Source organism: Litoreibacter sp. GN1-5 (genome assembly GCF_055693805.1).
Genome location: NZ_JBVFUP010000001.1, coordinates 3325071 through 3350974, shown reverse-complemented (window position 1 = coordinate 3350974; position 25904 = coordinate 3325071). Strand labels below are relative to the sequence as shown.

Here is a 25904-nt window from a genome sequence, read left to right as displayed (position 1 = left end):
ATGAAATACACTGAAGAACATGAATGGCTCCGTAGCGAGGACGACTTAGTTATCATTGGCATCACCGAGCATGCCACGACACAACTTGGCGATATCGTCTTCGTAGAACTACCCGAGACGGGCATCACAGTGACAAAGGATGATGTAGTTGTCGTGATTGAAAGTGTCAAGGCTGCGTCTGATATCCTCGCGCCAATTGACGGTGAAATTGTCGAAGTCAACGACGCCTTAACTGACAACCCCGCACTCGCAAATGAGGATGCCATTGGGGATGGTTGGTTCTTCAAAATCAAACCATCCGATCCAGCCCAAATTGACGAGTATATGGACGAAGCCGCTTACAAAGCCCTGATCGCCTAAGTTCCGGAGACCATCATGACCTTCACCCCCACCGATTACCTACCTTATGATTTCGCCAATCGTCGCCATATCGGCCCATCACCTGCCGAAATGGAAGAGATGTTACAGGTCGTGGGGATCGAAAGTCTTGATGCGCTGATCGATGACACCCTTCCAGCTAAAATCCGGCAGGAGGCACCGCTCGATTTTGGTAAGCCCATGTCGGAGCGAGAATTGCTCCACTATATGAAAGTCACGGCGTCGAAGAATAAGGTGCTGACCTCGCTGATCGGTCAGGGCTATCACGGCAGTGTCACACCGCCCGCGATCCAGCGCAATATTCTTGAAAACCCTGCTTGGTACACGGCCTATACCCCCTATCAGCCCGAAATCTCGCAAGGCCGACTAGAAGCGTTACTGAATTTCCAGACAATGGTGTCAGATCTTACCGGACTTGAAATCGCCAATGCCTCCCTGCTGGATGAAGCCACAGCATGCGCCGAGGCAATGGCGATGGCCCAGCGTGTCGCCAAAACCAAAGCGACCGGCTTTTTCATCGATGAAAACTGTCACCCGCAAAACATAGCGGTGATGAAAACGCGCGCCGCACCTCTGGGGATCGAAATTACTGTTGGCAACCCCGACGATCTGGATGCCACAGCGGTCTTTGGCGCGATATTCCAGTTTCCCGGCACTCACGGCCATCTGCGTGACTTCACAGATGAGATCGCAAAACTGCATAAGACCAAAGCCATCGGTATTATCGCCGCCGATCCTCTATCGCTGACATTGCTAAAAGAACCCGGTGCCATGGGCAGCGATATTGCAGTGGGCAATACACAACGCTTCGGTGTTCCAATGGGTTATGGCGGTCCCCATGCGGCCTATATGGCGACCAAGAAGCAATATGCGCGGTCTATGCCCGGACGCATCGTCGGCGTGTCCATCGATAGCCACGGTAATCGCGCTTACCGGCTGTCCCTTCAAACTCGCGAACAACATATCCGACGCGAAAAAGCTACCTCCAATGTGTGTACAGCACAGGCCCTTCTGGCCGTGATGGCAGGTTTTTACGCCGTCTTCCACGGCCCCGAGGGACTAAAAGCCATCGCGCAGCGCATCCACCGCAAAACCGTGCGGCTGGTGCGTGGGTTGCAAGAGGCCGGGTTCACTGTCGAGCCAGAAGCTTTTTTCGACACAATCACCGTAGAAGTCGGCCCCTTACAGGAGGCCGTCCTGAAATCCGCAGTGGAAGAAGGCGTAAACCTGCGCCGTGTCGGCAAAACACTGGTCGGCATAACACTTGACGAACGCACCCGCCCTGAGACCTTGATCCAGATCTGGCGGGCTTTCGGCATCAATGACCGCAATCCCGGTTTGTCAGAAGAATATCGCATGCCTGACACGCTTCTGCGCAGGTCCGATTATCTGACCCATCAGGTATTCCACATGAATCGGGCCGAAACAGAGATGATGCGCTACATGCGCCGCCTTGCCGACCGCGATCTTGCGCTGGATCGCGCAATGATCCCGCTGGGATCCTGTACGATGAAGCTAAACTCTGCCGCCGAGATGATGCCCGTCAGCTGGGACGGTTTTTCGCTTCTGCATCCTTACGCCCCACGCGACCAAGCGACCGGTTATCTGGAAATGATAGACGATCTTTCGGCAAAACTCTGCACGATTACCGGCTATGACGCGATTTCCATGCAACCCAATTCCGGCGCGCAGGGCGAATATGCCGGGCTGTTGACCATTGCCGCCTATCACAGGGCCAATGGGCAAGGGCATCGCGATATCTGCCTGATCCCTATGTCCGCCCATGGCACCAACCCTGCGTCGGCCCAGATGGTTGGCTGGAAAGTCGTGGCGGTAGTGTCAGACGAAAATGGTGACATCGACTTAGATGATTTCCGCGCCAAAGCCAAAGAACACGCGGATAATCTGGCAGGCTGCATGATCACCTACCCCTCTACCCATGGGGTCTTTGAAGAAACCGTGATCGAGGTCTGCCAGATCGTTCATGACCACGGCGGGCAGGTCTATATCGACGGGGCGAATATGAACGCGATGGTTGGTCTATCGCGCCCCGGTGATCTGGGCGGTGATGTCAGCCACCTTAACCTGCACAAAACCTTCTGTATTCCGCATGGCGGCGGTGGTCCGGGCATGGGGCCTATTGGCGTCAAGGATCACCTGATCCCCCACCTGCCAAGTGACCCGACCTCGGGCGAGGCAGGTGCAGTTTCAGCTGCCGCTTTTGGTTCACCCTCTCTGCTACCAATCTCATGGGCTTATTGCCTGATGATGGGCGGCGACGGCCTGACGCAAGCCACACGCGTTGCGATCCTGAATGCGAATTACATTGCCAAACGGCTCGAAGGTGCGTTTGATGTACTCTACAAAGGTCCATCCGGTCGGGTGGCGCATGAATGCATCCTCGACACGCGTCCTTTTGCTGACAGCGCCCATATCACCGTTGATGACATCGCCAAGCGCCTGATGGATTGCGGCTTCCACGCCCCTACGATGAGCTGGCCGGTTGCCGGTACGCTGATGATTGAACCGACTGAATCCGAGACCAAAGCTGAGCTGGACCGCTTCTGCGATGCGATGCTCGCCATCCGAGGCGAAATTGCGCAGATCGAACGGGGCGAGATGGATGCGGAAAACAATCCTCTTAAAAATGCACCACATACGATGGAGGATTTGGTGAAGGGCTGGGACCGCCCTTATAGCCGTGAAACAGGTTGCTTCCCGCCGGGCGCTTTCCGTGTTGACAAATACTGGCCCCCCGTCAACCGGGTCGACAACGCCTGGGGCGATCGCAATCTGACATGTACCTGTCCACCGATGGAAAACTATGCGGAGGCGGCAGAATAGGTATCAGGTCTCGACATTGAGCTACTTTACTCGTGCGAAGCGCTGACGGCACAGTTGCTGACATAATCCATCCTCCCAAACAGGATAAAGCGCAATCAACGCCTAAAGCGTTTTGCATTTAATCTGAGGCGTATCCGGCGGCTTTGAGGAAGTTCCAGCATTCGTTTGGATTGAACATGTTGCAGATATCGCCAAGAGCCTCGAACAAGGCATCGAAAGTTCTTGCTCCGATGCGGCGAAGGTGCGCTTTGAGTTTGGAGAAGGCCATTTCGATCGGATTTAGGTCGGGGCTGTAGGCGGGCAGGAACAGGAACCAGCAGCCTCGCTTGCGCATGGCTTCGGCGGCGCGCGGGCTTTTGTGGGTGGACAGGTTGTCGAGGATGACGACTGTTCCGGGATCAAGCACTGGAGCCAGCTGTGTGTCGACGTAAGTGTCGAAGGTAGGTCCGTTCATCGGACCATTGATCACCCAAGGAGCGATCAGCCCGTCTTGCGTCAGACCGGCAATGAATGTCTGCGTCCCCCATCTGCCAAAGGGAGCGGTGCCGTAGAGCCTCTCCCCGACTGGAGCTCGCCCGCGCAGGCGTGTGAGGTTGGTCTTCACCGCCGTCTCGTCAATGAAGACCAGTCTGTGCGGCTCCTGGCGCATGCGGGGCTGACGGCGCGTGATCCAGTCACGGCGGGCTTGACGCACCACGGGCCGATCACGCTCTGCCGCGATCAGTCCTTTTTTATATGAAAGCCCGGCGCGATGGAGGGCGCGGTGCAACGACGATAGCTGAACGTCTACGCCATGTGTTTGCAGGAGGGCAGCAGCCAGTTCCTTGAGCGTGATATCCGGTTCGGCCTTCACGATCTCCAGCAGAAAATCCCGGTGCGGCGCAAGCTTGCCAAATTGACCAGACGGGCGGCCTTGAGGCTTGGGCGCTATCGCGCCGCGTTCACGATGCTCTGCCGCAAAACGGACCGCCGTCGCAGCGCTAACTCCAAAAGCCGCCCAGCCGAACGCGCTGAGTTTCCCTTGGCAATGTAAGCGCAAATCCGTTCCCGAAGGTCCAAAGAGTAGGGTTTGCCCATGATCCACCTCCCAGAGGAAGTGAAGCACACAAACAGCTCCGTGTGAATCCCCCTTCGATTCAGATCAAACGCAAACCGCTTTAATGGGAACCCTTGATTCAGGTTTCTCCCGAAACGCTTCAATTGTTACGCCATAGTTTGTAACAAGCACCTGTACCTTGCGGTCTACCCATCTGTGACACGATTTCGACACCGGTCGTTCGTAGTTAATGCCGCGGACTAACGGTTTGAGCCGATTATGTTGAAAAACTCCGATTTTCGTCAAAGTGGGTCAAATACTTGCCTATAGAAGTCCACTTCAAAAATTCGTTTAGGGGGTCGGCCTAAGATCAGCGTTGGCGACGTGCGAGGCTCTCAGAGCCTTCACTGGGCACTTGGTTTCAAGTTGGCCGCCGCAACGGAATCTGGCAGAAAAATGCAGCCGTCAGATTTTGGAGTTTTTCAACACAATCAGCCCTTTGTGACATATGCTGCGAAGCGTATGATTGACCGTCTGTGGATGGCTCCTGCATTGCAAGACATTTTTGACGTTTATTGCGGCGTTTAATCAGTACAGTCGTCTGTCCGGCCTGTTCATGTGGTGATCTGCCACTGGCCTTGATGATTTCCGCAAGCGAGGTTCCAATCGGCTTCACGGCCTTCGAGGGCCAACGTCATTCCCGGAGTGTCCTCGCTCTTGGTTGACTTAGTCCGCATCATCACGTCATGCGCCTTGCATCTCTGGCAGGTGTCCCGATCAGGTGACCGGCTGCCGGTAATTCTCCTGTCTCGTCAACATTGCCCAGATCACGCGCGCGGTTTTGTTTGCCATGGCAACTGTTGCAAGTCGAACCGGCTTTCCAGCGAGCATCCTCGCTGTCCAGATATCGACTTTCTCGGGATGGAGTTTTGCCATCAATGCGCGCGATGTCATGCCAACGATAAGAAGTTTCCTGAGGTAATGATCACCTTTCTTGGTAATCCGCCCAAGCCTCTCTTTGCCGCCACTGGACTTGTTGAGCGGGGTTAAGCCCAGCCAAGCGGCCAGATCTCGTCCGGTTTTGAACTGTTTGGCGTCGCCGACGGTCGCCACGATGGCCGACGCCGTAATTGGACCAATCCCAGGCACCTGCATCAGTCGGCGTGCGTTGGCATCTCGCCGAGCATGGCTCTCGATCAACTTGGAAAAGCCTTCAATTCGGGCGCTGAGCCCAAGGAGTTGATAACACAAGGTGCCGAGAACCCCGTTCGCCAGTTCGGGAATTTTAGGTTGATCACCGTCCAGGTGGCTTTTGGAAAAGCGGGCCACAGCCTCAACCCCGGTTGGGAGAACATAGCCAAACTCACGCAGCATCCCCCGTATCATGTTTGAGACCTGGGTTCTCTGGCGGACGATGAGTTCGCGCGTGCGGTGGGCGGTCAAAAGAGCTGGCTGGTCTTCGGTCTTGATCTCAACAAATCTCATCGTCGGGCGGCCAACCGCTTCGCAGATTGCCTCTGCATCCACTGCGTCGGTCTTTCCGCGTTTGACATATGGCTTGACGTAAGTTGCTGGCATCAAACGGACATCGTGCCCTAACTTGCGAAGTTCACGGCCCCAATGATGGGCCGAACCGCAGGCTTCCATACCGACCACACAAGGCGGTAGGCCCTCAAAGAACTCTAACAGTTTTGCGCGTTTGATCTTCTTGTTGAAGACCTTGTCGCCAGTCACAGAAACTCCGTGAACCTGAAAAACATTCTTGGCCAGATCCAGTCCTATGGTTTTTACTTGCATTGGGTGGCTCCTCTCAAAAGCAGATTTCGACACCTGCATTATGGCGCATTGCGACGCCGGGTGGAGCAGGAGCCATCCACTTCATCCGCTTCCTATCTCCGGTCAATACCCCAATGATAAATACGCTAAGCAGGATTTTTATCCCAAAGGCTACGTTCCTATTTCATCAGATGCCCCATCATTGTATCATATTGATATGCTGGATATCGTAAATCAAATTGCCACCGTTGCGGTCGTCGTATTGTTAATTGCAATCGTCGCCATTTTAGCCTTCGGGCTATTCAAAAGATTGCAGTCTCGCCAGCCACCGACTTTACCAAGCCCGCCGACAGACTTGGAACGAGAAGCAGCGGATTTCCTTGAAAAGCGGCTCACTGAAGCTTTCGCGAGGAAACTTAGCGATGTCCCCAAACCGCCCACGCGGACGTTAGTGCCTATCAAGGGATCTGACTTTGTGTTGCCATCGACGGCGTCAGAAATGCGGAAACTTATCAAAAAGTTCTCCAGAGACGTCATCTATTTCCCGCGTGTCTTTCCGCCTGTTCATCCGATGACATCCCTCAGCTTCTTTGGAGGATACCCAATAGGCCCTAAAGACTTTGATTGGCCCTGCGACAGCAAAACTGGTGAGCCAAGATTTTTTATGTGCCAGCTTGACCTCAGCACTTTGCCCCAAACAAATATATCTCAATGCCTGCCTAAAACAGGCGCATTATACTTTTTTAATCATGCTGGCGGAAATGCCGATGACAACCTAGTTGTCTTTCATGCTGGCCCAACTGATGACTGGGTTGAAATCAATCAACCTGATGGTATACCCTCAACATATTCGGCCAGCCATAGCTGGAACGATTACAAAGGTGGCCCCGGACCAACCTTTCCCAAATGGGAAGTCCGACCAACCAAGGCGCTTCACTATCCAACTTTTGATGATCTCTGCTGGGCTCACAATTTCGATGCCAGTGATGAAGTTAAGAACGCCCTCTACGAGGATGAACAGACGTATATGATGCGTCAACAAAGAGAACGGGTGTTTGGCCCTGCCACCATTTGGCCCGACGGAATACAGCAAGACTTCAAAGAGCGGGGCGCAAGGATGCTGGAAGCTTTACCACCAGTATGGCTGGGCGTCCAAATAGTTCTCGGGAGCAGACCTTACAACACGCGAGCAAGCAGAAATTCTGACGAAGAGAACGCCAAGCCGGAGGAAGTGCAAGCCCTTGAGGTTTATCAAAAACTCCGCGACCGGATGCGCATGCTTTCCAAACGCTTCAAACCAATGGAGATTATGTCGGCAGAATATCGAGCTGAATTTGCATCGTTCTTGGATCAATCATCGTTTCGTCAAACGCCGTGGAACGATGCTGTAGATTTCACAATTGAAAAATGTCTCAGCCATTCTGCTGAAACTGCTGCGCTGATCAGCCCGGATCAAATTGAACATGTGCGTCACCGGGTTAATCATGGGGCGCACCAATGCGGTGGTTTTCCGGGAAGCGTTCAGGGTCACAACATCGACAATGACTACAGCCATATGCTGCTGATGCAATCCTACCCAGACCGTGGTCAACATTGGGAGTTTGATCAGCTTTTTCAATACTGGGTGAAGGAGGATGATCTAAGAAATCAACGATGGGATATGGTATTCATTACCTGCGAAGGCAGTTAGACTCGTAATCCGGCCATTTTCGTAGACCTATCAACCCCAAATGAAACGAATTGCGGGGCAGAGCGGTCACGAGTACGGATAGCAGCCATTGGGAACCTGTGCAGCTAAGGACCGGTTTGTCCGCATCTTACCAGTTCGGGCACGGCGCAGTGAAGGGTCAATATACTATCAATCCGAGCTGAAAACCCTTACCGGCTGATATTGAACTCAGCTTGGGTCGACCCATACATGAGCCGTAGGCCGTGATCATATCATCTTCTGAGATCGGCAAAGAATCGCTGGTGGCCCTGACCGGTTTCTTGCATCGGAATAGTTTTACGGGCGACACTCCATGCCAACATAGTTACGAGAGGACTTTTTTATGCGTACACAACTAGTTTCCATGACAGCTTTGCTGTTTATGACTGCCACATCGGCCGTCGCTGACCTGACCATTTCGGCGGCATCTGACTGGAGCTATACGATTGATGGCGATATCTAGGAAATTGGTAGCATTGTCGGTGATAGCATCAACACAGCAACGAACTTTGGCCTTGCGATGGCAGAAGTTCATGGCGGGACAAGCGTTGATTTCAGTGAAGGCCATGTCATTAATCAATCAGTAACAATCAGCATTGCGCGCGTTGATGGTTCTGTTGCAGCATATGCTGCCAGCGGACCGGTCTTTGCCTATGACAGCCAGAATACATTTACAGAGACATCTCTCAATTTCAGCCTCACGGGCGTCATTGTGTTCAGAAATTCGGACGGTCGTCTTGTTTCGGATGCCGGAACGATTTCACTAGTGAAATAAATCAAAGGGCGCGAGCCTGAGCGTCATTCAATCACCCCCGTTGACCTGCTCTTACGGTTCTTATCGCTGGTTCTATATGTGCTCATCCTTAGTGATTTGAGAGGGTGAGCAACCTTGTTGCATTTCTCATCTGGGACATTTTAACATTGCGCTTACCACCAAAGTGCCAATGAATTGTGAGAAGCAGACCTTCGCGCAAGAGCGGCGAAAGCTCGGGTCACGATGCGCTGCGTGCGCAACGATCGCGGTGAGTAGAAACAGCGTGCCCCCTGCCAAGCCCACTCCCTCGCCATGTCGGGCATTACAGGCAGGGTCAGTATGGGGACAGCCAGCAGTTTTAAGCACCGCCAGTGGGAGGCGCAAATAGTCTGGCAACCCGAGAGCACGGACGCCTTGGATGGTTGGCTGATGAAACAGATAGCTCACAGCGCTCAATGCGAGGAAGATGCAAAGCACGCCTGTCGAGAGCCAAAAGATCATTTGTTATTCGACGACAGCAAAGGGCTCGATGGTCTCGACGCGGATCATTTCGACCCGTGCGAAGCGTTCGTTTGGCTCATCAGTCACAATCCATCTATGTTCCGTTTTGGCTGTCATGCGTTTGCCATCTGGTCGGATGCCTTGCCAGTCGAAGCCCACTTCAACCTCATATCGCCCCGGTTCTAGTGTGGTGTAGGATATTGGGCCAATCACATGGCGGGTCACGGGCAGGCTAGAGACGGGACCTGCGACCCAAGCAGCGATGCCGTCATAGCTTGTGATCGTATTTCCCTCGGCCGAGAACTTGATGTCCAACTCGGGGGCCAGGATCTCTTTGAACGGCTCGGGGTTTCGACCGGGATGCTCCACAAGGTGGATCCAATACGTGACCAGCGCAGATAGGCGGTTTTGGATATACGTGTCATCGAAGGCCTCTAGCTCGGAGGCACCTACTGGCGTAATCGTCATACTCGTGAACTTCGGCAGCGTATCGCCATCTTCATATTCCAGCGTCGCATCATACCCCATGCGCTGTGCGACAAGACTATCTGTCATCCCCAGGTTGGAATAGATGATTTCGGCGGTTAGGCTCAGTGTTCCGTCATCGTTGACGGTTACGGTCATAGTCTGAAGGTCATGCGCGTTTCGCCAGGTACTTGGGAATTGCGCGACAGCTGCTTGGTATTCTGCATGTCCGGTGGCTGTGCCCGACGGCGATGTGACGGAAAAGTTCTCGTCCAGAATATCAAGCTGATTGGCGATACCGATGTCAGCATTTTCATAGAACTGAAACCAGCGCAGGAGCTGGGTCAGTGCTGCTTTTTCATGGTAGGAGTTCTCGATCTCAAGGTCAGTCACCTCGGCTTGAACGATAGAGGCGGCCAAGACTGTTGCGCCAAAGGACAGGGTTTTCAGTGTGTAACGTATGTAAGTGTTCCCGCTGGACTGTCATGGAATTGCACGTTGTGAATTGGAAGCCGCCGCAGGTGGATTTCACCTGCGGCGATCTTGCCGAGCTTTGACCTAGTTCTGATGTGTCTCGGTTATGGCCTGATAGAGCGCCTGTTTTGAGATCATGCGCACGTCAGGATATTGTGGCTGGCCTGCAAATTGCTGAAGCATACCAACGAAGATGATGTCTTCGACCGGATCGATCCAGAACCAGGTTCCAGTGGCACCGCCCCAGTAGTATTCGCCTTTAGAATAGCCGCCTGCCGGATTGACGTTGGGATCTTCGACGATCCCCATGTTGATCCCAAAGTTAGCGCCCGGCTGTCCACCTAACTCAGCCTTGAGATTGTTCATCAGGTGATCGGGCAATTGATTTGTATGCATTAGGCGCACGGTCGTTGGCGACAAAATCCGAACGCCATCCAGGCTACCACCGTTCAGCAGCATCTGCGAGAACCGCATATAGTCCATTGCGGTCGAAACCATACCCCAGCCGCCAGCCTGTAAGGTCTGGTCCTCGGAATACCCGACGAGGCCGTCATAAAGCTCTTGCGCGATCAGCGCGCCGTTCTCGTCATAGTGGTACTGCTCGGCAAAACGATCGAGCTTGTCATCCGCCACAGAGAAACCCGTATCTTTCATACCTAGCGGTCCAAAGAGCCGCTCTTGCAGGAAGTCGCCAAAGCTCTGGCCGGAGAATTGCTCGACAAGGTAGCCCTGCACATCAACAGCAGCGCTGTAGCTGAATTCGGATCCAGGTTCGAACATCAGCGGAATCCCGGCCATCTTTGTGATCATGTCCTGCAGATTCGAGGACGGCTCCCAAACACCGGTTTCGTTGAACATCACATGGACCGGGTGTGGGCCCATCATCGTGCCGTAGCCAAGACCTGAGGTGTGCGTCAGCAAATGGCGCATGGTCATCTTGGCCTCAGCCGGTTCAGTGATCATGTTCCCGTCGTCATCGACGCCGACATAAACCTGCATGTCAGCAAATTCGGGGATGAACTTCGAAACGGGATCGTTCAGATGAAAGTGACCCTCTTCGTAAAGGATCATCAGCGCGACGCCCGTTATCGGCTTCGACATCGAAAACAGTCGGAAAATTGTGTCTTCTGCCATGGGTTCGCCGGTGGAGATATCCTGGACACCCAAGGTCTCGTAATGCACGATCTGCCCGTCCCGCGCGGCGATGGTGACCATGCCGGCCACGCGCTCTTCGTCTACCAGCGCCTGCAGCCCGTCGGTGACGCGCTCAATTCTAGCAGAATCCATGCCAACCTCTTCTGGCGCGGTTACCTGCAACTGGCCTTGGTCAGCGAAAGACGGGTTTGTCAGCAAGCCGAGTGAAAGCGCTGTAATTGACGCAAAGCTTAAACCTTTGATGGTTTGTAGTGATACCTTCATCATATTTTTCCTATTCCAACGGCCACAAAAGATGTTCGCCAATCACATGGTTGGGCGCAAAATGGCTGAAAACGCGCTAGGAAGCCCAACAGTCCATTATACCTCTAAATTAATGAGTAAAGACTCACTACCATCAAGCGACGGTTGCGTCAAATGACGAGCGCGCATGACTCGGGCGAGTTTCTACCCTTCGAACGATGTCTCAGTTTAAATTGTAAGATGTGAACCGAAACGCCAAAACACCGGGCCACAAAGACTACGAGACTTGCCCCTCAACCAAAATGCAAGGTGTCTCTCAACTCAGATAACGGATCGATCTCGGGCAATACCGCGCCAAATCAATCTAAAAACCTGCTCGACTTCTTCCTCACTTGTGCGTTTGCCGCTGATGTAAGCGTGGCGCGCAAGCGTAATCGTAGGGGAGGCGAGAACAGTTTCTATAGTTGACGCAGTTGTCTGAACAAACGTCCCATCGTCGATACCGCTCTGAATTTCGGTCGGAACAGCCGCGTTGATTATTCTCAACTCTTCGTTCTCAAGAAATGGAGGCTTCGTCTCGCTGCTCATCAACTCCACAAGGAGGAAATCCCCTGGCGCCTGAAATCCGTAGTCCACCAGTGCAAACCACATAGCCTTCAGCCGTGCCTCGGCACCTACCTTGTCGCCCGCCGCAGTCATCATGGTTGTGTGGAGGTCGCGTTTCACTTGCAGGAACACATCGAAGAGCAATTCATCTTTGGTTCGATAATACCGGTAAATCGTCCCAACACTGAAACCCGCGCGATCTGCAATCTTGTTGACCGACACGGCAGTGGAGCCGATGGCGCTGACCTCATCCACCGTCGCTTGCCGAATATCGCGTGGTTTGTCGCCTGTTTTCGGTCTCGCCATGATGCCTCCCGTGCCCCTTCTATAGAGCTTCTTGTCCGGCGGGAAGTTTCGATGCGCACAAGCGTTTTCGTGGACTACCACCGGGGCGAGCGCCTCTGACAACTGTCGAATGTGCGCACAGAGTCCCGTTTCCAATGCAGATAAGAGTATGGTGGAGAGCAAATCGGGTAAACGGTGTCATTCAATGACTATCCTCGTCATCGGCGGTTGGTTACAAGCAGTCATTGGTGCAACCGCAGCGAATTGGCGCTTTGTCCCGATTGTGTTGAAAAACTCCGATTTTCGTCAAAGTGGGTCAAATACTTGCCTATAGAAGTCCACTTCAAAAATTCGTTTAGGGGGTCGGCCTAAGATCAGCGTTGGCGACGTGCGAGGCTCTCAGAGCCTTCACTGGGCACTTGGCTTCAAGTTGGCCGCCGCAACGGAATCTGGCAGAAAAATGCAGCCGTCAGATTTTGGAGTTTTTCAACAAAATCTCCCGCGTCTTACCAGTTCGTGCATCACGCAGCGAACGGCGGTTAAACTTCATATTCAGTTAGTGTTCTTTAAGACGCCCAAATATACAGGCTTCGGGCCAGTTGGGCTTGATTGGTTAAAAAGAAACGCCCCGGCTTTCACCGGGGCGTCTGTTCTTCCTTAGGCCAATTTAAACCCGGCCTAAAGTTAATTTAACCACGCTCTTCGATAATTTCGACGAGGTGCGGGATGCTGTCGACCATACCGCGGACGGAAGGGGTATCTTCCAGCTCACGCGTGCGGTGCATCTTGTTTAAACCCAAGCCAATCAGCGTTGCGCGTTGCTTTTCTGGGCGGCGAATGGGAGAGCCGATTTGTTTTACGACGATGGTTTTCTTAGCCATTTGTCAGCTCCTTAAGCTTCAGCTGGTGCATCAGCGGCGGCTGGTGCATCTTGCTTGGGCAGGATATCAGCAACTTTCTTGCCACGACGTTGAGCGACCATACGCGGGCTTGCCTCTTTCGACAGGCCGTTCAGGGTCGCGCGGATCATGTTGTAAGGGTTTTGCGACCCGATAGACTTCGCAACAACGTCCTGCACGCCTAACATCTCGAACACGGCACGCATTGGACCACCAGCGATGATACCAGTACCCTGGGGGGCAGTGCGCATCACAACCTTGCCGGCACCGTGGCGCCCATTGACGTCATGGTGCAGCGTGCGACCTTCGCGCAGAGGCACACGAACCATCTGGCGCTTGGCTTGCTCGGTGGCTTTACGGATCGCCTCTGGCACCTCTTTTGCTTTGCCTTTGCCGAAACCGACACGGCCTTTTTGGTCGCCCACGACGACAAGCGCAGCGAAGCCGAAGCGCTTACCGCCTTTTACAGTTTTGGAGACGCGGTTGATTGCAACCAAGCGGTCTTGAAATTCGGGGGTCTCGTCGCGGTCGCGACGGCCTCTTCCTGGTTCTCTTGCCATGTGGCAGTCCTTTTTATCGTGGGCGCATGGCCCGTTAACTCAATCGCAGTGGGCATCAACATTTCAAGAAGCCCCCGATCATCGAAGGCGCGTGCCAGCACGCACCCTGCGCTTTAAATTTTCAAACCACCTTCACGGGCAGCTTCGGCCAGAGCCTTGACCTTTCCGTGAAAGAGGAAGCCACCCCGGTCAAAATAGGCCTCAGTCACACCGGCTTTCTTGGCGCGTTTAGCGATTTCGGCACCAACTTTTGCAGCGGCTTCGATGTTGTTCTTGCCAACGATCTTCAGCCCTTTTTCAAGCGAAGACGCCGACGCGAGCGTTTTGCCAGCAACATCATCGATCAGCTGCACGCTGATATTTTTGTTGGAGCGGTGAACCGACAGGCGTACGCGTCCGGCATTCACCTTGCGAAGTTTGTTCCGAACGCGCAGGCGGCGTTTGATGAACAGATCACGTTTGCTGTTAGCCATTATTTCTTCTTCCCTTCTTTGCGGAAGATATATTCGTCGACATATTTGATGCCTTTGCCTTTGTAAGGCTCTGGTTTACGCCAAGCACGAATATTTGCGGCGACTTGACCGACAAGTTGCTCGTCAATGCCTTCCACGATAACCGAAGTCTGCTTGGGTGCCGTTACCGTCACACCCTCTGGAACTTGGAAGATCACATCATGCGACAGCCCCAGGTTCAGCTTCAGGTTGTTGCCTTCCATTGCAGCACGGTAGCCAACGCCGTTGATCTCAAGTTCTTTCTTGAAGCCTTCGGTGACGCCGGTGACAAGGTTTGCGACCATCGTGCGGCTCATGCCCCACTGTTGACGGGCGCGTTTGGACTTGCCGCGTGGTTCGATGCTGACGGCACCGTCTGCGACTGTGATTGTCACATCATCCGTGGCTGTGAACTCACGCGTACCTTTTGGGCCTTTGACCGAAACGGTCTGCCCGGACACGGAAGCCTCAACACCGGAGGGAAGCGCGACTGGTTTTTTACCAATACGAGACATATGTCCCTCCTTAGAAGACTGTGCAGAGCACTTCGCCGCCGACATTGGCAGCGCGTGCATTTGCGTCCGACATCACACCTTTTGGTGTGCTGACAATCGACACGCCGAGGCCCTGACGGACAACGGGAATGTCTTTGGTGCCCATATAGACGCGGCGACCGGGCTTAGAGACCCGCTTCAGCTCACGAATAACAGGCGTACCTTCATAATACTTCAGCTCAATGCTCAAAGCGGGGTGGCCGTCTTTGCCCGTGGTTTTCTCATAGCCACGGATATAGCCTTCGTCTTTGAGCACATCGAGAACCCAAGCACGCAGTTTGGACGCTGGTGTTTCCACCGTGGCTTTGCCGCGCAATTGCGAGTTCCGGATACGGGTGAGCATATCTGCGATAGGATCGTTCATACTATACCCTCCTTACCAGCTTGACTTAACCATGCCGGGAATCTGGCCGTTCGAGCCAAGTTCCCGCAGCGCGATCCGGGACACCTTCAGCTTACGGTAGTAAGCGTGTGGGCGGCCGGTCAGCTGGCAGCGGTTGTGAAGACGGGTCGCGGATGAGTTCCGCGGCAGTTCAGCCAGTTTCAGACGCGCTTTGAAACGCTCTTCCATGGGCTTGTCCTTGTCATTCGCGATAGCCAACAGGGCAGCGCGTTTAGCAGCATATTTCTTTACGAGCCGCTGACGCTTCTTTTCGCGTTCGACCATTGCTTTTTTAGCCATGTCTGTATTCCTTTCCGCGGATCAGCTGTTGAAGGGCATGTTGAAAGCTTTCAACAGCGCCTTGGCTTCCGCGTCAGTCGGTGCGGTTGTGCAGATTACGATATCGAGGCCCCAGTTCTCATCGATTTTGTCGAAATCGATTTCAGGGAAAACCATATGTTCCTTCAGGCCCATGGCATAGTTGCCGCGACCATCAAAGCTTTTGCCGGACACGCCGCGGAAGTCACGGACGCGCGGCAATGCAATCGTGATCAGGCGGTCAAGGAATTCATACATACGGTCGCCGCGCAAGGTCACTTTGGCGCCAAGCGGCATGTCTTCACGTACCCGGAAACCCGCGATTGATTTCTTCGCACGTGTTACCATAGCCTTTTGACCCGCAATTGCGGTCAGATCGGCAGCAGCACCGGCAGCTTTCTTGCTGTCTTTGACGCTTTCAGCACCAGCACCGATGTTCAGAACAATTTTGTCCAGACCCGGGATCTGCATATCGTTTTTGTAACTGAACTCTTCCTTCATCGCCTTGCGGACAGATTCAGCATAAAGCGTTTTCAGGCGTGGGGTATAATTTGCATCGTCAAGCATCAGATCACATCCCCTGTTGTCTTGGCGTAACGAACCTTCTTGTCGCCATCCATTTTGAAACCAACGCGGGTGGCTTTGCCATTTGCATCCACCAGAGCCAGATTGCTCAGCTGGATCGGCATCGCCTTGGGTTGACGCCCACCCTGATCATTTTGGCTTTGTTTAACGTGGCGGATCGCAATGTTGATCCCGTCAACGACAGCTTTACCGGCCTGCGGCATGACTTGGGTGATTTCACCCTGCTTGCCTTTATCCTTGCCAGTCAGAACGACGACCTTGTCGCCTTTTTTCAGTTTAGCAGCCATCTTACAGCACCTCCGGGGCGAGCGAGATGATTTTCATGAAGCTCTTTGCGCGCAACTCACGAACCACTGGCCCAAAAATACGGGTGCCGATCGGCTCATTATTGTTGTTCAATATAACGGCAGCGTTGCGATCAAAGCGGATCGCTGTGCCGTCTTCGCGGCGAACTTCCTTAGCGGTGCGTACCACGACGGCTTTACGCACATCGCCTTTCTTTACGCGGCCGCGTGGGATGGCTTCTTTCACCGACACGACGATAACGTCGCCAACGGAAGCGTATTTACGCTTTGAACCACCCAAAACCTTGATGCACTGAACACGACGTGCGCCGCTATTGTCAGCTACATCCAGATTGGTCTGCATCTGGATCATGTGATGTCTCCCGACCTTTGGGGACGCCTTCGCGCCCCAGGGTTTCGTTAGACTGAGGGGTTATGCGTCTGCGACGATAACCTCCCAGCGTTTGGTTTTCGACTTGGGCGCGCATTCCTGAATGCGCACCTGATCGCCGACGTTAAATGTATTGTTCTCATCGTGAGCCCGGTATTTCTTGGACTTACGAACGGTTTTCTGAAGCAATGGATGCTTGAAGCGACGCTCGACAGAAACTGTCACAGTCTGGGCGTTCTGGTTGCTGGTAACGGTGCCTGTCAGGATACGTTTGGGCATCTATCAAGCCTCCGTTTTCGCGGCTTCAGCAGCCTTTTGGTTCAGAATGGTTTTCACACGTGCAGCATCCCGGCGGACCGAACGCATACGTGCAGTATTTTCAAGCTGGCCAGTAGCCTGCTGGAAGCGAAGGTTAAACGCCTCTTTTTTCAGGCTCGCCAGCTCTTCATTTAGCTGGTCCGCGGTCTTATCGCGCAGTTCGTTGGCATTCATAGCCAGTTCCTTTCAACATCATTGGAAGGCCGCCAGAAGCGTCACCCTGATTCCAGTGGAGTGTATGATAGAAGGGTCGTTTAGGCCCCTAGATAGTATAAAGCAAGAGGTTTCTTTCCCATTCCCATAGATACCATCCGAAGGACGCAATCCTCGTTGCATTGTCCACTCGCCCTTGCAGATTTGCTGCGTTATGATTGTAGCATGTCCAACATAAAATCGCTCTTCGTCACCCGCCTTTATCACGCCAAGCTCTCGGAGCATGGGCCGCTTGATCCGTCCGAACTTGACGCCGCCTGTCTGTCCATCGCTGAAGATGATGAAGCCGGGCAAATATGGTGTGAGAAAAACGGATACCCTGGCTATACCTCTTATGCGTCCCTCGCAGATTTGCCTTGGCGTTTCCCGATTTTTGCAGATCTGGTGAAGGTTCTGGACGCCCATGTGGCAAAGTTTGCTGAGGATTTGCAGTTTGATCTGGGCGAGAAGGCTTTGACGCTGGACAGTCTCTGGGTCAACATCCTGCCGGAAGGCGGCATCCATACCTCGCATATTCATCCGCACTCGGTGATCTCGGGGACAACTTATGTAGCAATGCCAGAGGGAGCGAGCGCAATCAAATTCGAAGATCCCCGTTCCGGGTTGATGATGGCCGCCCCGACCCGCCTACAGGACGCACGCGAGGAAATGCGGTCCTTTGTCTATGTAGCGCCTGAGGTTGGCGACGTGCTGCTTTGGGAAAGCTGGCTGCGGCATGAGGTGCCGATGAATATGAGTGAGGAGGAGAGAATTAGTGTCTCGTTTAACTACGGCTGGTCGTGAAATAATCAACCGCGAACTATCGCTTGGCAGTTCACACCAGGTTTTCATCAAACCAAACCCTCAGATCTTCAAAACCTAAGTCTCCTACTGCGACCTTCACAACAAGATCATCAATTGGCGCATTGTCAGGTACAGCCAATCTGTATCCACTACGTTCAATCAATAGTTCCACGAGAATCCATGCGGTGCGCTTATTTCCATCTACGAAACCATGGTTCCCAACCATACCGTGCAATAAAGCCGCCGATTTCGCAGCTATTCCGCGATGATAGCCGGAATACGGTCTAGCAATCGCAGATTGAATAAAGTGAGGCTGCTTGCCCACCAATAGCTAAAGCCGCGTCATGCGCCGTTATGGCATCAGCGAGCGCAAGCCTGTAATGTTTCTTACCGATCTGCCAGCCTCTTTAGGGCGTCGTTGCGTCGGGACGATACTTCCTTCACTATGGCAGCGGTTTGGGGACCACCCTTGTAAATTTTCTTGTTGGTCCCGACAGACACAAAACGCCCAGTTTTTGCACTGCGTGTGATCCAACCGCCTCTCACCGTTGTTTTCTTAGCCTGTGCCGACATTATTTACATCCCATTCGCCTGTGGAACGTCGCACAACTTTGACTCGATATAGAGGATTTTTGAATCCTATCGGTGGATCGCGTCATGCAATATTGACCTAAACGTCGAGCATTTTTGACCCAGACCGGACCTACATCGCGACCTAGGCCAATGTCGGCAGTGCGGGACTTTGCCGTCATTCGAATTCGAGCCTTCGCCAACGCAGCATAACTTCGCACTCGCAGCGCACATTCTATTGCGATGCAGCTCTTGTCGCCGTTGCGGATGAAGTGGATGGCTCCTGCTCCACCCGGCGTCGCAATGCGCCATAATGCAGGTGTCGAAATCTGCTTTTGAGAGGAGCCACCCAATGCAAGTAAAAACCATAGGACTGGATCTGGCCAAGAATGTTTTTCAGGTTCACGGAGTTTCTGTGACTGGCGACAAGGTCTTCAACAAGAAGATCAAACGCGCAAAACTGTTAGAGTTCTTTGAGGGCCTACCGCCTTGTGTGGTCGGTATGGAAGCCTGCGGTTCGGCCCATCATTGGGGCCGTGAACTTCGCAAGTTAGGGCACGATGTCCGTTTGATGCCAGCAACTTACGTCAAGCCATATGTCAAACGCGGAAAGACCGACGCAGTGGATGCAGAGGCAATCTGCGAAGCGGTTGGCCGCCCGACGATGAGATTTGTTGAGATCAAGACCGAAGACCAGCCAGCTCTTTTGACCGCCCACCGCACGCGCGAACTCATCGTCCGCCAGAGAACCCAGGTCTCAAACATGATACGGGGGATGCTGCGTGAGTTTGGCTATGTTCTCCCAACCGGGGTTGAGGCTGTGGCCCGCTTTTCCAAAAGCCACCTGGACGGTGATCAACCTAAAATTCCCGAACTGGCGAACGGGGTTCTCGGCACCTTGTGTTATCAACTCCTTGGGCTCAGCGCCCGAATTGAAGGCTTTTCCAAGTTGATCGAGAGCCATGCTCGGCGAGATGCCAACGCACGCCGACTGATGCAGGTGCCTGGGATTGGTCCAATTACGGCGTCGGCCATCGTGGCGACCGTCGGCGACGCCAAACAGTTCAAAACCGGACGAGATCTGGCCGCTTGGCTGGGCTTAACCCCGCTCAACAAGTCCAGTGGCGGCAAAGAGAGGCTTGGGCGGATTACCAAGAAAGGTGATCATTACCTCAGGAAACTTCTTATCGTTGGCATGACATCGCGCGCATTGATGGCAAAACTCCATCCCGAGAAAGTCGATATCTGGACAGCGAGGATGCTCGCTGGAAAGCCGGTTCGACTTGCAACAGTTGCCATGGCAAACAAAACCGCGCGCGTGATCTGGGCAATGTTGACGAGACAGGAGAATTACCGGCAGCCGGTCACCTGATCGGGACACCTGCCAGAGATGCAAGGCGCATGACGTGATGATGCGGACTAAGTCAACCAAGAGCGAGGACACTCCGGGAATGACGTTGGCCCTCGAAGGCCGTGAAGCCGATTGGAACCTCGCTTGCGGAAATCATCAAGGCCAGTGGCAGATCACCACATGAACAGGCCGGACAGACGACTGTACTGATTAAACGCCGCAATAAACGTCAAAAATGTCTTGCAATGCAGGAGCCATCCACAGAAGTCATTCACTGGGGGCGACTTGGCCCGAACCCAAACCGCGCTTTCAGGACAGCCAGTTTACCGGATAGGTCTGGATCATCACGCTGACCAACGCCGTAGTGCGTATCTCGATGGATGGACGGGGCCGACACTTGGACAACATCTTCACCGAACGTCTGTGTCGTAGCTTGGGCCACAGACTTAGGGTCAGGACCCATTGATTTCCGCTTGTCTGCGTGATTCACAGTTCGGAAAACGAGCGGTGAACATTTCTGATCTTTTCTGGCTGACGGATGCGCAGATGGCGCGTCTTGAGCTCTTCTTACCGAAGTCCCACGGCAAGCCTCGCGTCGATGATCGGCGTGTGTTGAGTGGGATTATCTTCATCAATCGCAATGGCTTACGCTGGCGCGATGCGCCCACTGCCTATGGGCCGCATAAGACGCTTTACAACCGTTGGAAGCGCTGGAGTGATAAAGGTATCTTTGCACAAATCATGGTGGGCCTAGCTGCTGACCACGGCGAGACGAAGACCGTGATGATTGACGCAACCTACCTAAAAGCACATCGGACAGCGACCAGCATGGGCGTGAAAAAGGGGGCGTGGACGTCTGATCGGTCGCACCAAGGGTGGCATGAACACCAAACTGCACGCCATCTGCGACAGTCAGGGCCGACCGCTGAACCTGTTCGTCACGGCTGGACAAGTCAGTGACTACATCGGCGCGCGGGCATTGCTGAGCAGTCTGCCGAAGGTCGATTGGCTGCTCGGCGACAGGGGCTATGACGCCGATTGGTTCAGAGAAGCGTTGCAAGACAAAGGGATACGGCCCTGCATCCCCGGTCGAAAGCAGCGCAAAACGACCGTGAGATACGATAGGCGGCGATACAAGCGACGTAACCGGATCGAGATCAGGTTCGGCAGACTGAAGGACTGGCGGCGCGTGGCAACGCGATACAACAGATGTCCAAGGGTCTTTCTGTCGGCCATCGGCCTCGCCGCCCTCGTCATCTACTGGCTATTGGTCCTGACCCTAGCGGTTTGATCCTGATACGATCAGTGACATTTAAAGAATGCTTTCCCGTTTGCACCGACTTTCTGTTTGTTAATCGGACAAAAGTAGAGCAGACGGGATATTCTGATAGCAGACCGGGCGCAGGAAGCGGCGGATGGACAGTGTTCCGACTGACGTTGCGCCAAAATTGGTTGAGGCCGGATAAGGGCCGCCGTGGACCATTGCATCGCTGACTTCTACGCCGGTGGGGAAGCCATTGGCCAGAAGGCGACCAGCCTTGCGTTCCAAAATGGGCAACAGCTCGGCGGCGATATCTTTATCCTCGTCACTCATATGCAAGGTGCAGGTCAGCTGTCCTTTCAGGTCTCTGGCAACGGCGACCATCTGGGCAAGGTCCGCAACCCGCACGATCAAGCCAAGCGGGCCAAAAACTTCTTCTGCCAGGTGCTCGTTGGCTAGAAACACATCGCCAGTTGTCTCTAACAAGGTAGCATTTGCGGCGCGTTCAGGGTTCGCCGTCGCATGGAGTTTCTTTACGCCTGATACATCGCCCATTGCGTTGCATCCTCGGGAGTAGGTGTCGGCAATTTGGCTGGTCAGCATCGTTTGGCTGTCCGTCGCCGCCAATGCTTTTCGGGTCGCATCAGTGAATATGTCTGCGTCTGCCCCGTCCAACATGACGACGATGCCGGGATTGGTGCAGAACTGCCCTGCCCCCATAGTAAGAGAGCCCGCCCACCCGGCGCCAATCTCTTTGGCACGGGCTGACATCGCATGGGGCAGCAAAAACATAGGATTAACCGAGCCTAGTTCACCAAAGAACGGGATTGGCTCGGGCCGTGCAGCACATAAATCGAACAGCGCGCGCCCACCGGCCAATGATCCGGTAAAGCCAACCGCCTTAATAAGCGGATGTTGAACCAATGCGGCGCCGGTTGCATTGGTGTTGCCGTGAATGATCGCGAAAATGCCGGACGGCATCGCCTTTTTGGTGATAGCGGTGTGAATGGCCTCACCCACAATCTCTGTCGTGCCGGGATGGGCCGCATGACCTTTGACAATAACCGGACACCCGGCGGCCAATGCGGCCGCGGTATCCCCGCCAGCGGTTGAAAACGCCAAAGGAAAGTTCGATGCGCCGAAGACGGCAACCGGACCTATAGGGCGTTGCACAAGCACAAGATCGGGCCGGGGTAGGGGCGCGCGGTCGGGTAGCGCTTCGTCATGCCGGCGGTCGAGGTAATCGCCCGCGCGAATATGATTCGCAAAGAGACGTAGCTGGCCTGTGGTGCGCGCCCGTTCGCCTTCAAGACGTGCCGCAGGTAGGCCGGTTTCAGAAACCCCGATCGAGGTAATCTGCGGGCCGCGTGCCTCGATTTCATCCGCAATGAGATCAAGGAGGTCTGCACGCGCCTCGCGGGTCGTGTATCCGAATTCGTCAAAAGCATCCTCGGCGGCGGCGCATGCCAAATCTACATGGTCATCTGATCCGACCGACACATCATGGGCGTCGCCCGTTGCTGGGTCAGAGCGGAACGTCTCTGTCCCGGCAATCCAGTCCCCTGCAATCAGATGCTTGCCATGCAGATCATATGCTGTATCGGTCATTGGTCTTTCCACTTCACACGTTTGATCTGAAGGATTTCGATCTTTTCCCATACGCCTTCGCGGGCGTAAATTTCGGTTTCAAGATAGGCGTCCAGTGCCTTTCGGTCTTCGAACTCGCACAGCACAACTGATCCGGTCATCGTGTCGTCGTCATCCAGTATCGCGCCACCGTCAATGATGCGCCCATCGGCCTTCATCACGTGGATGTTTGCCATGTGGGCGTCGCGGGTTGCCAGCCGTTTGGCCAATGCGTCGGGTGCGTCGCGGCAAATCAGGGCAAATTGCATCAGTCGCGCCCCGCAACCACAGGCGGCTTCATGTGAAAACCCCTGCTTTCGTAGTCAAAATCATGCAGCTTGTTGATAGGCGCTGACTTGTCGACCGGGCTGGCGTAATAGGCGCGAATTTCGCGGATACGGGTGATGTCGTCATTAAAGATATACCACTCGTCGCCCCGCAGAGCCTCATCAACCGCAGTTTTCCAGTGGGTCCACTCGATCACGCCCTCACGGCCATCAGCGGCACAAAGCACCTTCTCAATCGTCCATTTGGAACCCAAGTTCTCCACGCACCACACCCAGCCATCCGCAATCGCCTCTGCAGATCGCCAAGGTGCGCCCGGCAATCCCGGCGGGAAATAATGAACACCGTCTGGGGTGAAACAATCGATCAAGCCTTGTCGGTCAGCGGCATTGCACATGTCAAAATAGTGCCGGATCAACGCTTCGGCCTTTGCAGATGGGCTTGTCGTGGTGCTCATGCGCTTTTCCAGTCTTCGTATTCGGCTAATGTCGCTGCATCGGCAGGATAAGTGCCCCAAAGCGGTGCGCCGCCCTCGATTTTGGTGAGCAGGAAGGCTTCGCGCTGCTCTTGCTCCAATGCGTCATCGGCAACATCAGCGGCGATGGCGCGCGGGATCACTGTGACCCCATCTGCATCCCCCACAATGATGTCACCGGGGTAAACCGCGACCTCTGCACAGCCGATGGGTTCCTGCATCCCGATGGCGCGGTGATAGGCCGGGCGGGTCGAGGCGGTATTTGCGCGGGCATAGGCGGGAAACGGCATTTCGCCGATTTCGGTGCCGTCGCGCCACGCCCCATCCGTGATGGCCGCAACCACACCCTTTTTCATCATGCGGGTCATCAGCATGTTTCCCGCCGAGGCCGCGCGCGTATCGCCCCGGCTGTCAATCACCAGGACCTGCCCGGCGGCGATGGCTTCAACGGCTTCCCATTGCAGATTTTCTTCACCGCGTTTCTTCAGATCCCCAAGATCCCAGTCCTTATCTTCTCGCGATGGAATGAACCGCAAGGTGAAGGCCTCGCCCGCAAAACGGCCGGTTTCTTTGCTCATGGGGCTCAGGCCGACCAGAAATTGCTGGCGATAGCCACGCCGGAACAATTGCGTGGTCAACGTTCCCTGACCGCATCTTTTGAGCTTTTCCAGTGTCTCGGGGGTAATCTCGGTCATGTATTGTCCTCGGAAGTGTCAATCAAAGGGGTGTTTAGAGAGAGCCGCAGAATCCGGCCCGACAAAGGGGCCAGTGCGATTTCGGCGGCTGACAGGCCAATCCGGTCAGAGCCGACAAACAGCCCGTTATCAAAAGTGGCAAGTGCGGTGGGGTCAGGGACAGGCAGCAGGTGAGGTGTGATGTGTCCATCTTGCAAGATGTCCACGCGCCATGTGCCTGATCGCGCAACTGCCAGCGCACCGTTCGGAAGGGCGACTATTGCAGCAACAGGGCCGTGCAATTCGATCACCTTGCCGGACGCAATCAATGTCGTGCCCTTGATCCATGCAGGGGCGGCGTCATACAGGCATAATGGTGTTTCAGGTGACCTGTCTTCTGCCAGTGTCGTCCATTGCCCACCAATCAGATGAAAAACACTGGTGCCAGCACCGACAATGATGCTGCCATCAGGCAAGGCCAACAGCGCGTCTGCCCCATCAGGTAGGCCGGTTGCAACTGGCACAGGATCGCCGCCAGCCGTATCGGTGCGCAACAAGGTGCCGCCTGTCAGCAAGAATACTGTCCGCCCAGAGATTGCAGCTGCATCAATTGGGTCGACGAGCGTCAAAAGGGTTTGGGCATCACTGCCTTCGACACGCAAAATGCGGCCGCCGGGGCCATCAATGGCTGTGTAGCTGTGACCTGTGATGTCATCAGGAAATATCGCAGAGATTGCAAAAGCGCGCACCGGGTCCGCCTTGCCGTCCGTCGGCACATCGACGGTTTGGACAAATGAACTTGCGATATCGCGCGCGACACGGGCAATTTCGGCGGCAATTTCGGACCGGCGCGCTTGCGGCATGCGATGCGCAGGGCCAGAGACGGAAATGGCAGCAATCGCCATACCATCCGGACCGAGAACAGGCACGGAAACGCAAGCCACGTCGCCTATGATCTCTTCGTCATCAAGTGCAAAACCACGCATCGCACACAGATCGATATCGGCAACCAGCGTTTCTAACGTGGTGTGAGTCGCATCTGTAAAACGCTCCAGCGTAAGCCCGCGCAGAAGGTCGTCGCGGTCTTTGCTGGGCAACCCGGACAACAACGCTTTACCAAGCGCAGTGCAATGCAGCGGTTTCAATGCACCGACATTGCCTGTGATGGTGCCGTCATCGATGCCGGACCATCGGGCAATTGTTTGCTGGGCGGATCCAGAAAGAACACCTAGATTAACAACCTCACCAAAGATGTTTGCCACTTGGCGCAACGGGCGGTTTGCCACCGCGATCAGATCGGTATGACGCGCCACTGCTGCCGCCAGCTCAGTGAATCTTGGGCCAAGGGCGTAGGCGTGGTCCCGCGGGTCTTGCAAGATCATGCCGCGTGCCTGAAGTGCAGCCAAGATTCGATAAAGGGTTGGTCGTGGATACCCTGTGCCCTTCATGATGTCAGCGAATTTCGGGCGGCTGCGCCCGGCAGCAATGACATCAATGACATCCAACGCCTTTGTCAGAAGCGCCGTACCAGGAACGTTGCCGCTTTCCACTTCTTCCAGCTTAGATTTCAATGGAATACCCCTTCTGGCTGTGTCTCACAAAATGGACAATCTGCAATTTTGTCCACCCTCATTTCTCACATATTGAACTAACATACAA

At 54.3% G+C, this 25904-nt stretch carries 31 protein-coding genes; 7 read left to right on the top strand and 24 right to left on the bottom strand.

Going from position 1 to position 25904, the window contains the following annotated elements; all coding sequences use genetic code 11:
* Together gcvH and gcvP are read left to right on the top strand one after the other, a co-directional pair.
* The gene (gene gcvH, locus ACZ1HF_RS16825) at positions 1 to 360 is read left to right on the top strand and encodes a glycine cleavage system protein GcvH (RefSeq protein ID WP_472658590.1); all 360 of its coding nucleotides are present in this window, start codon (positions 1 to 3) and stop codon (positions 358 to 360) included.
* A gap of 15 nt (positions 361 to 375) precedes the next feature.
* Positions 376 to 3222, top strand: coding sequence for an aminomethyl-transferring glycine dehydrogenase (gene gcvP, locus ACZ1HF_RS16820; RefSeq protein WP_472658589.1), 2847 nt, complete (start codon positions 376 to 378; stop codon positions 3220 to 3222).
* A gap of 118 nt (positions 3223 to 3340) precedes the next feature.
* Here gcvP and ACZ1HF_RS16815 read toward each other — a convergent pair.
* A protein-coding gene (locus ACZ1HF_RS16815) for an IS630 family transposase (protein ID WP_472658588.1) occupies positions 3341 to 4299 on the bottom strand; the annotation gives its coding sequence in 2 pieces (ribosomal slippage) (positions 3341 to 4209 and positions 4209 to 4299; 960 coding nt in all).
* A gap of 736 nt (positions 4300 to 5035) precedes the next feature.
* Positions 5036 to 6055 (bottom strand): IS110 family RNA-guided transposase, encoded by a 1020-nt coding sequence (locus ACZ1HF_RS16810; protein WP_472655593.1) that lies wholly within the window; start codon positions 6053 to 6055, stop codon positions 5036 to 5038.
* Between the two features lie 40 nt (positions 6056 to 6095).
* On the opposite strand from ACZ1HF_RS16810, the gene ACZ1HF_RS16805 reads away from it, so the two are divergent.
* Both ACZ1HF_RS16805 and ACZ1HF_RS16800 read left to right on the top strand, forming a co-directional pair.
* On the top strand, positions 6096 to 7724 hold the full coding sequence (locus ACZ1HF_RS16805) for a DUF1963 domain-containing protein (protein ID WP_472658587.1): 1629 nt from the start codon (positions 6096 to 6098) through the stop codon (positions 7722 to 7724).
* Positions 7725 to 8262: 538 nt separating this feature from the next.
* Positions 8263 to 8517, top strand: a complete 255-nt coding sequence (locus ACZ1HF_RS16800) for a hypothetical protein (RefSeq protein WP_472658586.1) — start codon at positions 8263 to 8265, stop codon at positions 8515 to 8517.
* 126 nt (positions 8518 to 8643) lie between these two features.
* On the opposite strand, the gene ACZ1HF_RS16795 is transcribed toward ACZ1HF_RS16800, so the two are convergent.
* The 15 genes from ACZ1HF_RS16795 to rpmC all read right to left on the bottom strand — a co-directional run bounded on the left by ACZ1HF_RS16795 (position 8644) and on the right by rpmC (position 17181).
* A complete protein-coding gene (locus tag ACZ1HF_RS16795) occupies positions 8644 to 8997 on the bottom strand; it encodes a DoxX family protein (RefSeq protein WP_472658585.1) in 354 nt (117 codons plus the stop codon).
* A 3-nt stretch (positions 8998 to 9000) separates the two neighbouring features.
* Positions 9001 to 9882 (bottom strand): hypothetical protein, encoded by an 882-nt coding sequence (locus ACZ1HF_RS16790; RefSeq protein ID WP_472658584.1) that lies wholly within the window; start codon positions 9880 to 9882, stop codon positions 9001 to 9003.
* A gap of 138 nt (positions 9883 to 10020) precedes the next feature.
* A complete protein-coding gene (locus ACZ1HF_RS16785) occupies positions 10021 to 11358 on the bottom strand; it encodes a serine hydrolase domain-containing protein (RefSeq protein WP_472658583.1) in 1338 nt (445 codons plus the stop codon).
* A gap of 297 nt (positions 11359 to 11655) precedes the next feature.
* On the bottom strand, positions 11656 to 12246 hold the full coding sequence (locus tag ACZ1HF_RS16780; protein ID WP_472658582.1) for a TetR/AcrR family transcriptional regulator: 591 nt from the start codon (positions 12244 to 12246) through the stop codon (positions 11656 to 11658).
* Between the two features lie 668 nt (positions 12247 to 12914).
* A complete protein-coding gene (gene rpmD, locus ACZ1HF_RS16775) occupies positions 12915 to 13106 on the bottom strand; it encodes a 50S ribosomal protein L30 (protein WP_472658581.1) in 192 nt (63 codons plus the stop codon).
* An 11-nt stretch (positions 13107 to 13117) separates the two neighbouring features.
* Positions 13118 to 13684 (bottom strand): 30S ribosomal protein S5, encoded by a 567-nt coding sequence (rpsE, locus tag ACZ1HF_RS16770; RefSeq protein ID WP_472658580.1) that lies wholly within the window; start codon positions 13682 to 13684, stop codon positions 13118 to 13120.
* 113 nt (positions 13685 to 13797) lie between these two features.
* Complete coding sequence (rplR, locus tag ACZ1HF_RS16765) at positions 13798 to 14157, bottom strand: 50S ribosomal protein L18 (RefSeq protein ID WP_472658579.1); 360 nt, start codon at positions 14155 to 14157, stop codon at positions 13798 to 13800.
* On the bottom strand, positions 14157 to 14690 hold the full coding sequence (rplF, locus tag ACZ1HF_RS16760; protein ID WP_472658578.1) for a 50S ribosomal protein L6: 534 nt from the start codon (positions 14688 to 14690) through the stop codon (positions 14157 to 14159). Before rplF ends, rplR begins: the two co-directional genes overlap by 1 nt.
* 10 nt (positions 14691 to 14700) lie before the next feature.
* Complete coding sequence (gene rpsH, locus ACZ1HF_RS16755; RefSeq protein WP_472658577.1) at positions 14701 to 15093, bottom strand: 30S ribosomal protein S8; 393 nt, start codon at positions 15091 to 15093, stop codon at positions 14701 to 14703.
* Positions 15094 to 15105: 12 nt separating this feature from the next.
* Positions 15106 to 15411: a 30S ribosomal protein S14 gene (gene rpsN / locus ACZ1HF_RS16750; protein ID WP_472658576.1), complete on the bottom strand. Its 306-nt coding sequence runs from the start codon at positions 15409 to 15411 to the stop codon at positions 15106 to 15108.
* A gap of 21 nt (positions 15412 to 15432) precedes the next feature.
* Positions 15433 to 15996 (bottom strand): 50S ribosomal protein L5, encoded by a 564-nt coding sequence (gene rplE, locus ACZ1HF_RS16745; RefSeq protein ID WP_472658575.1) that lies wholly within the window; start codon positions 15994 to 15996, stop codon positions 15433 to 15435.
* Positions 15996 to 16301 (bottom strand): 50S ribosomal protein L24, encoded by a 306-nt coding sequence (rplX, locus tag ACZ1HF_RS16740; RefSeq protein WP_472658574.1) that lies wholly within the window; start codon positions 16299 to 16301, stop codon positions 15996 to 15998. The genes rplE and rplX overlap by 1 nt, the downstream gene beginning before the upstream one ends.
* 1 nt (position 16302) lies before the next feature.
* Positions 16303 to 16671: a 50S ribosomal protein L14 gene (rplN, locus tag ACZ1HF_RS16735; protein ID WP_472658573.1), complete on the bottom strand. Its 369-nt coding sequence runs from the start codon at positions 16669 to 16671 to the stop codon at positions 16303 to 16305.
* Between the two features lie 60 nt (positions 16672 to 16731).
* Positions 16732 to 16968, bottom strand: coding sequence for a 30S ribosomal protein S17 (rpsQ, locus tag ACZ1HF_RS16730; RefSeq protein WP_472658572.1), 237 nt, complete (start codon positions 16966 to 16968; stop codon positions 16732 to 16734).
* 3 nt (positions 16969 to 16971) lie between these two features.
* The gene (gene rpmC / locus ACZ1HF_RS16725) at positions 16972 to 17181 is read right to left on the bottom strand and encodes a 50S ribosomal protein L29 (RefSeq protein ID WP_472658571.1); all 210 of its coding nucleotides are present in this window, start codon (positions 17179 to 17181) and stop codon (positions 16972 to 16974) included.
* 204 nt (positions 17182 to 17385) lie between these two features.
* Here rpmC and ACZ1HF_RS16720 point away from each other — a divergent pair, with 204 nt between their 5' ends.
* Entirely contained in the window at positions 17386 to 18003 is a 618-nt protein-coding gene (locus ACZ1HF_RS16720; RefSeq protein ID WP_472658570.1) for a 2OG-Fe(II) oxygenase family protein, read from the top strand.
* Between the two features lie 31 nt (positions 18004 to 18034).
* On the opposite strand, the gene ACZ1HF_RS16715 is transcribed toward ACZ1HF_RS16720, so the two are convergent.
* Complete coding sequence (locus tag ACZ1HF_RS16715; protein ID WP_472658569.1) at positions 18035 to 18328, bottom strand: type II toxin-antitoxin system death-on-curing family toxin; 294 nt, start codon at positions 18326 to 18328, stop codon at positions 18035 to 18037.
* 597 nt (positions 18329 to 18925) lie between these two features.
* Between ACZ1HF_RS16715 and ACZ1HF_RS16710 the strand changes: the two genes are divergently transcribed.
* Positions 18926 to 19945, top strand: a complete 1020-nt coding sequence (locus tag ACZ1HF_RS16710) for an IS110 family RNA-guided transposase (protein WP_472655593.1) — start codon at positions 18926 to 18928, stop codon at positions 19943 to 19945.
* 250 nt (positions 19946 to 20195) lie between these two features.
* Here the strand turns inward: ACZ1HF_RS16710 and ACZ1HF_RS16705 are convergent, their stop codons facing one another.
* Positions 20196 to 20387, bottom strand: a complete 192-nt coding sequence (locus ACZ1HF_RS16705) for a hypothetical protein (RefSeq protein WP_472658568.1) — start codon at positions 20385 to 20387, stop codon at positions 20196 to 20198.
* Positions 20388 to 20437: 50 nt separating this feature from the next.
* Here ACZ1HF_RS16705 and ACZ1HF_RS16700 point away from each other — a divergent pair.
* Positions 20438 to 21215 (top strand): IS5 family transposase gene (locus ACZ1HF_RS16700; protein ID WP_472659076.1). Its coding sequence is split into 2 segments (ribosomal slippage): positions 20438 to 20769 and positions 20768 to 21215, totalling 780 coding nucleotides; the frame shifts between segments, so codons are not numbered across the junction.
* A 60-nt stretch (positions 21216 to 21275) separates the two neighbouring features.
* Here the strand turns inward: ACZ1HF_RS16700 and ACZ1HF_RS16695 are convergent.
* The 5 genes from ACZ1HF_RS16695 to ACZ1HF_RS16675 are packed head-to-tail and all read right to left on the bottom strand — an operon-like array spanning position 21276 to position 25816.
* Positions 21276 to 22793: an aldehyde dehydrogenase (NADP(+)) gene (locus ACZ1HF_RS16695; protein WP_472658567.1), complete on the bottom strand. Its 1518-nt coding sequence runs from the start codon at positions 22791 to 22793 to the stop codon at positions 21276 to 21278.
* Entirely contained in the window at positions 22790 to 23080 is a 291-nt protein-coding gene (locus ACZ1HF_RS16690; protein ID WP_472658566.1) for a YciI family protein, read from the bottom strand. The genes ACZ1HF_RS16695 and ACZ1HF_RS16690 overlap by 4 nt, the downstream gene beginning before the upstream one ends.
* On the bottom strand, positions 23080 to 23553 hold the full coding sequence (locus ACZ1HF_RS16685; RefSeq protein WP_472658565.1) for a nuclear transport factor 2 family protein: 474 nt from the start codon (positions 23551 to 23553) through the stop codon (positions 23080 to 23082). The genes ACZ1HF_RS16690 and ACZ1HF_RS16685 overlap by 1 nt, the downstream gene beginning before the upstream one ends.
* Positions 23550 to 24266 carry an RraA family protein gene (locus ACZ1HF_RS16680; protein WP_472658564.1) on the bottom strand — a complete coding sequence of 239 codons (717 nt, stop codon included), beginning with the start codon at positions 24264 to 24266 and terminating at the stop codon, positions 23550 to 23552. The genes ACZ1HF_RS16685 and ACZ1HF_RS16680 overlap by 4 nt, the downstream gene beginning before the upstream one ends.
* Positions 24263 to 25816, bottom strand: coding sequence for an IclR family transcriptional regulator (locus tag ACZ1HF_RS16675; RefSeq protein WP_472658563.1), 1554 nt, complete (start codon positions 25814 to 25816; stop codon positions 24263 to 24265). The genes ACZ1HF_RS16680 and ACZ1HF_RS16675 overlap by 4 nt, the downstream gene beginning before the upstream one ends.
* Between the last annotated feature and the right edge of the window lie 88 nt (positions 25817 to 25904).

Excerpts from the sequence above, each read along its gene's own strand:
- gcvH (WP_472658590.1), top strand. The coding sequence starts at position 1 with ATGAAATACACTGAAGAACATGAATGGCTCCGTAGCGAGGACGACTTA.
- gcvP (WP_472658589.1), top strand. The coding sequence starts at position 376 with ATGACCTTCACCCCCACCGATTACCTACCTTATGATTTCGCCAATCGT.
- ACZ1HF_RS16810 (WP_472655593.1), bottom strand. The coding sequence starts at position 6,055 with ATGCAAGTAAAAACCATAGGACTGGATCTGGCCAAGAATGTTTTTCAG.
- ACZ1HF_RS16805 (WP_472658587.1), top strand. The coding sequence starts at position 6,096 with ATGGCGCATTGCGACGCCGGGTGGAGCAGGAGCCATCCACTTCATCCG.
- ACZ1HF_RS16800 (WP_472658586.1), top strand. The coding sequence starts at position 8,263 with ATGGCAGAAGTTCATGGCGGGACAAGCGTTGATTTCAGTGAAGGCCAT.
- ACZ1HF_RS16795 (WP_472658585.1), bottom strand. The coding sequence starts at position 8,997 with ATGATCTTTTGGCTCTCGACAGGCGTGCTTTGCATCTTCCTCGCATTG.
- ACZ1HF_RS16785 (WP_472658583.1), bottom strand. The coding sequence starts at position 11,358 with ATGATGAAGGTATCACTACAAACCATCAAAGGTTTAAGCTTTGCGTCA.
- ACZ1HF_RS16780 (WP_472658582.1), bottom strand. The coding sequence starts at position 12,246 with ATGGCGAGACCGAAAACAGGCGACAAACCACGCGATATTCGGCAAGCG.
- rpmD (WP_472658581.1), bottom strand. The coding sequence starts at position 13,106 with ATGGCTAAGAAAACCATCGTCGTAAAACAAATCGGCTCTCCCATTCGC.
- rpsE (WP_472658580.1), bottom strand. The coding sequence starts at position 13,684 with ATGGCAAGAGAACCAGGAAGAGGCCGTCGCGACCGCGACGAGACCCCC.
- rplR (WP_472658579.1), bottom strand. The coding sequence starts at position 14,157 with ATGGCTAACAGCAAACGTGATCTGTTCATCAAACGCCGCCTGCGCGTT.
- rplF (WP_472658578.1), bottom strand. The coding sequence starts at position 14,690 with ATGTCTCGTATTGGTAAAAAACCAGTCGCGCTTCCCTCCGGTGTTGAG.
- rpsH (WP_472658577.1), bottom strand. The coding sequence starts at position 15,093 with ATGAACGATCCTATCGCAGATATGCTCACCCGTATCCGGAACTCGCAA.
- rpsN (WP_472658576.1), bottom strand. The coding sequence starts at position 15,411 with ATGGCTAAAAAAGCAATGGTCGAACGCGAAAAGAAGCGTCAGCGGCTC.
- rplE (WP_472658575.1), bottom strand. The coding sequence starts at position 15,996 with ATGCTTGACGATGCAAATTATACCCCACGCCTGAAAACGCTTTATGCT.
- rplX (WP_472658574.1), bottom strand. The coding sequence starts at position 16,301 with ATGGCTGCTAAACTGAAAAAAGGCGACAAGGTCGTCGTTCTGACTGGC.
- rplN (WP_472658573.1), bottom strand. The coding sequence starts at position 16,671 with ATGATCCAGATGCAGACCAATCTGGATGTAGCTGACAATAGCGGCGCA.
- rpsQ (WP_472658572.1), bottom strand. The coding sequence starts at position 16,968 with ATGCCCAAACGTATCCTGACAGGCACCGTTACCAGCAACCAGAACGCC.
- rpmC (WP_472658571.1), bottom strand. The coding sequence starts at position 17,181 with ATGAATGCCAACGAACTGCGCGATAAGACCGCGGACCAGCTAAATGAA.
- ACZ1HF_RS16720 (WP_472658570.1), top strand. The coding sequence starts at position 17,386 with ATGTCCAACATAAAATCGCTCTTCGTCACCCGCCTTTATCACGCCAAG.
- ACZ1HF_RS16710 (WP_472655593.1), top strand. The coding sequence starts at position 18,926 with ATGCAAGTAAAAACCATAGGACTGGATCTGGCCAAGAATGTTTTTCAG.
- ACZ1HF_RS16705 (WP_472658568.1), bottom strand. The coding sequence starts at position 20,387 with ATGGGTCCTGACCCTAAGTCTGTGGCCCAAGCTACGACACAGACGTTC.
- ACZ1HF_RS16695 (WP_472658567.1), bottom strand. The coding sequence starts at position 22,793 with ATGACCGATACAGCATATGATCTGCATGGCAAGCATCTGATTGCAGGG.
- ACZ1HF_RS16690 (WP_472658566.1), bottom strand. The coding sequence starts at position 23,080 with ATGCAATTTGCCCTGATTTGCCGCGACGCACCCGACGCATTGGCCAAA.
- ACZ1HF_RS16685 (WP_472658565.1), bottom strand. The coding sequence starts at position 23,553 with ATGAGCACCACGACAAGCCCATCTGCAAAGGCCGAAGCGTTGATCCGG.
- ACZ1HF_RS16680 (WP_472658564.1), bottom strand. The coding sequence starts at position 24,266 with ATGACCGAGATTACCCCCGAGACACTGGAAAAGCTCAAAAGATGCGGT.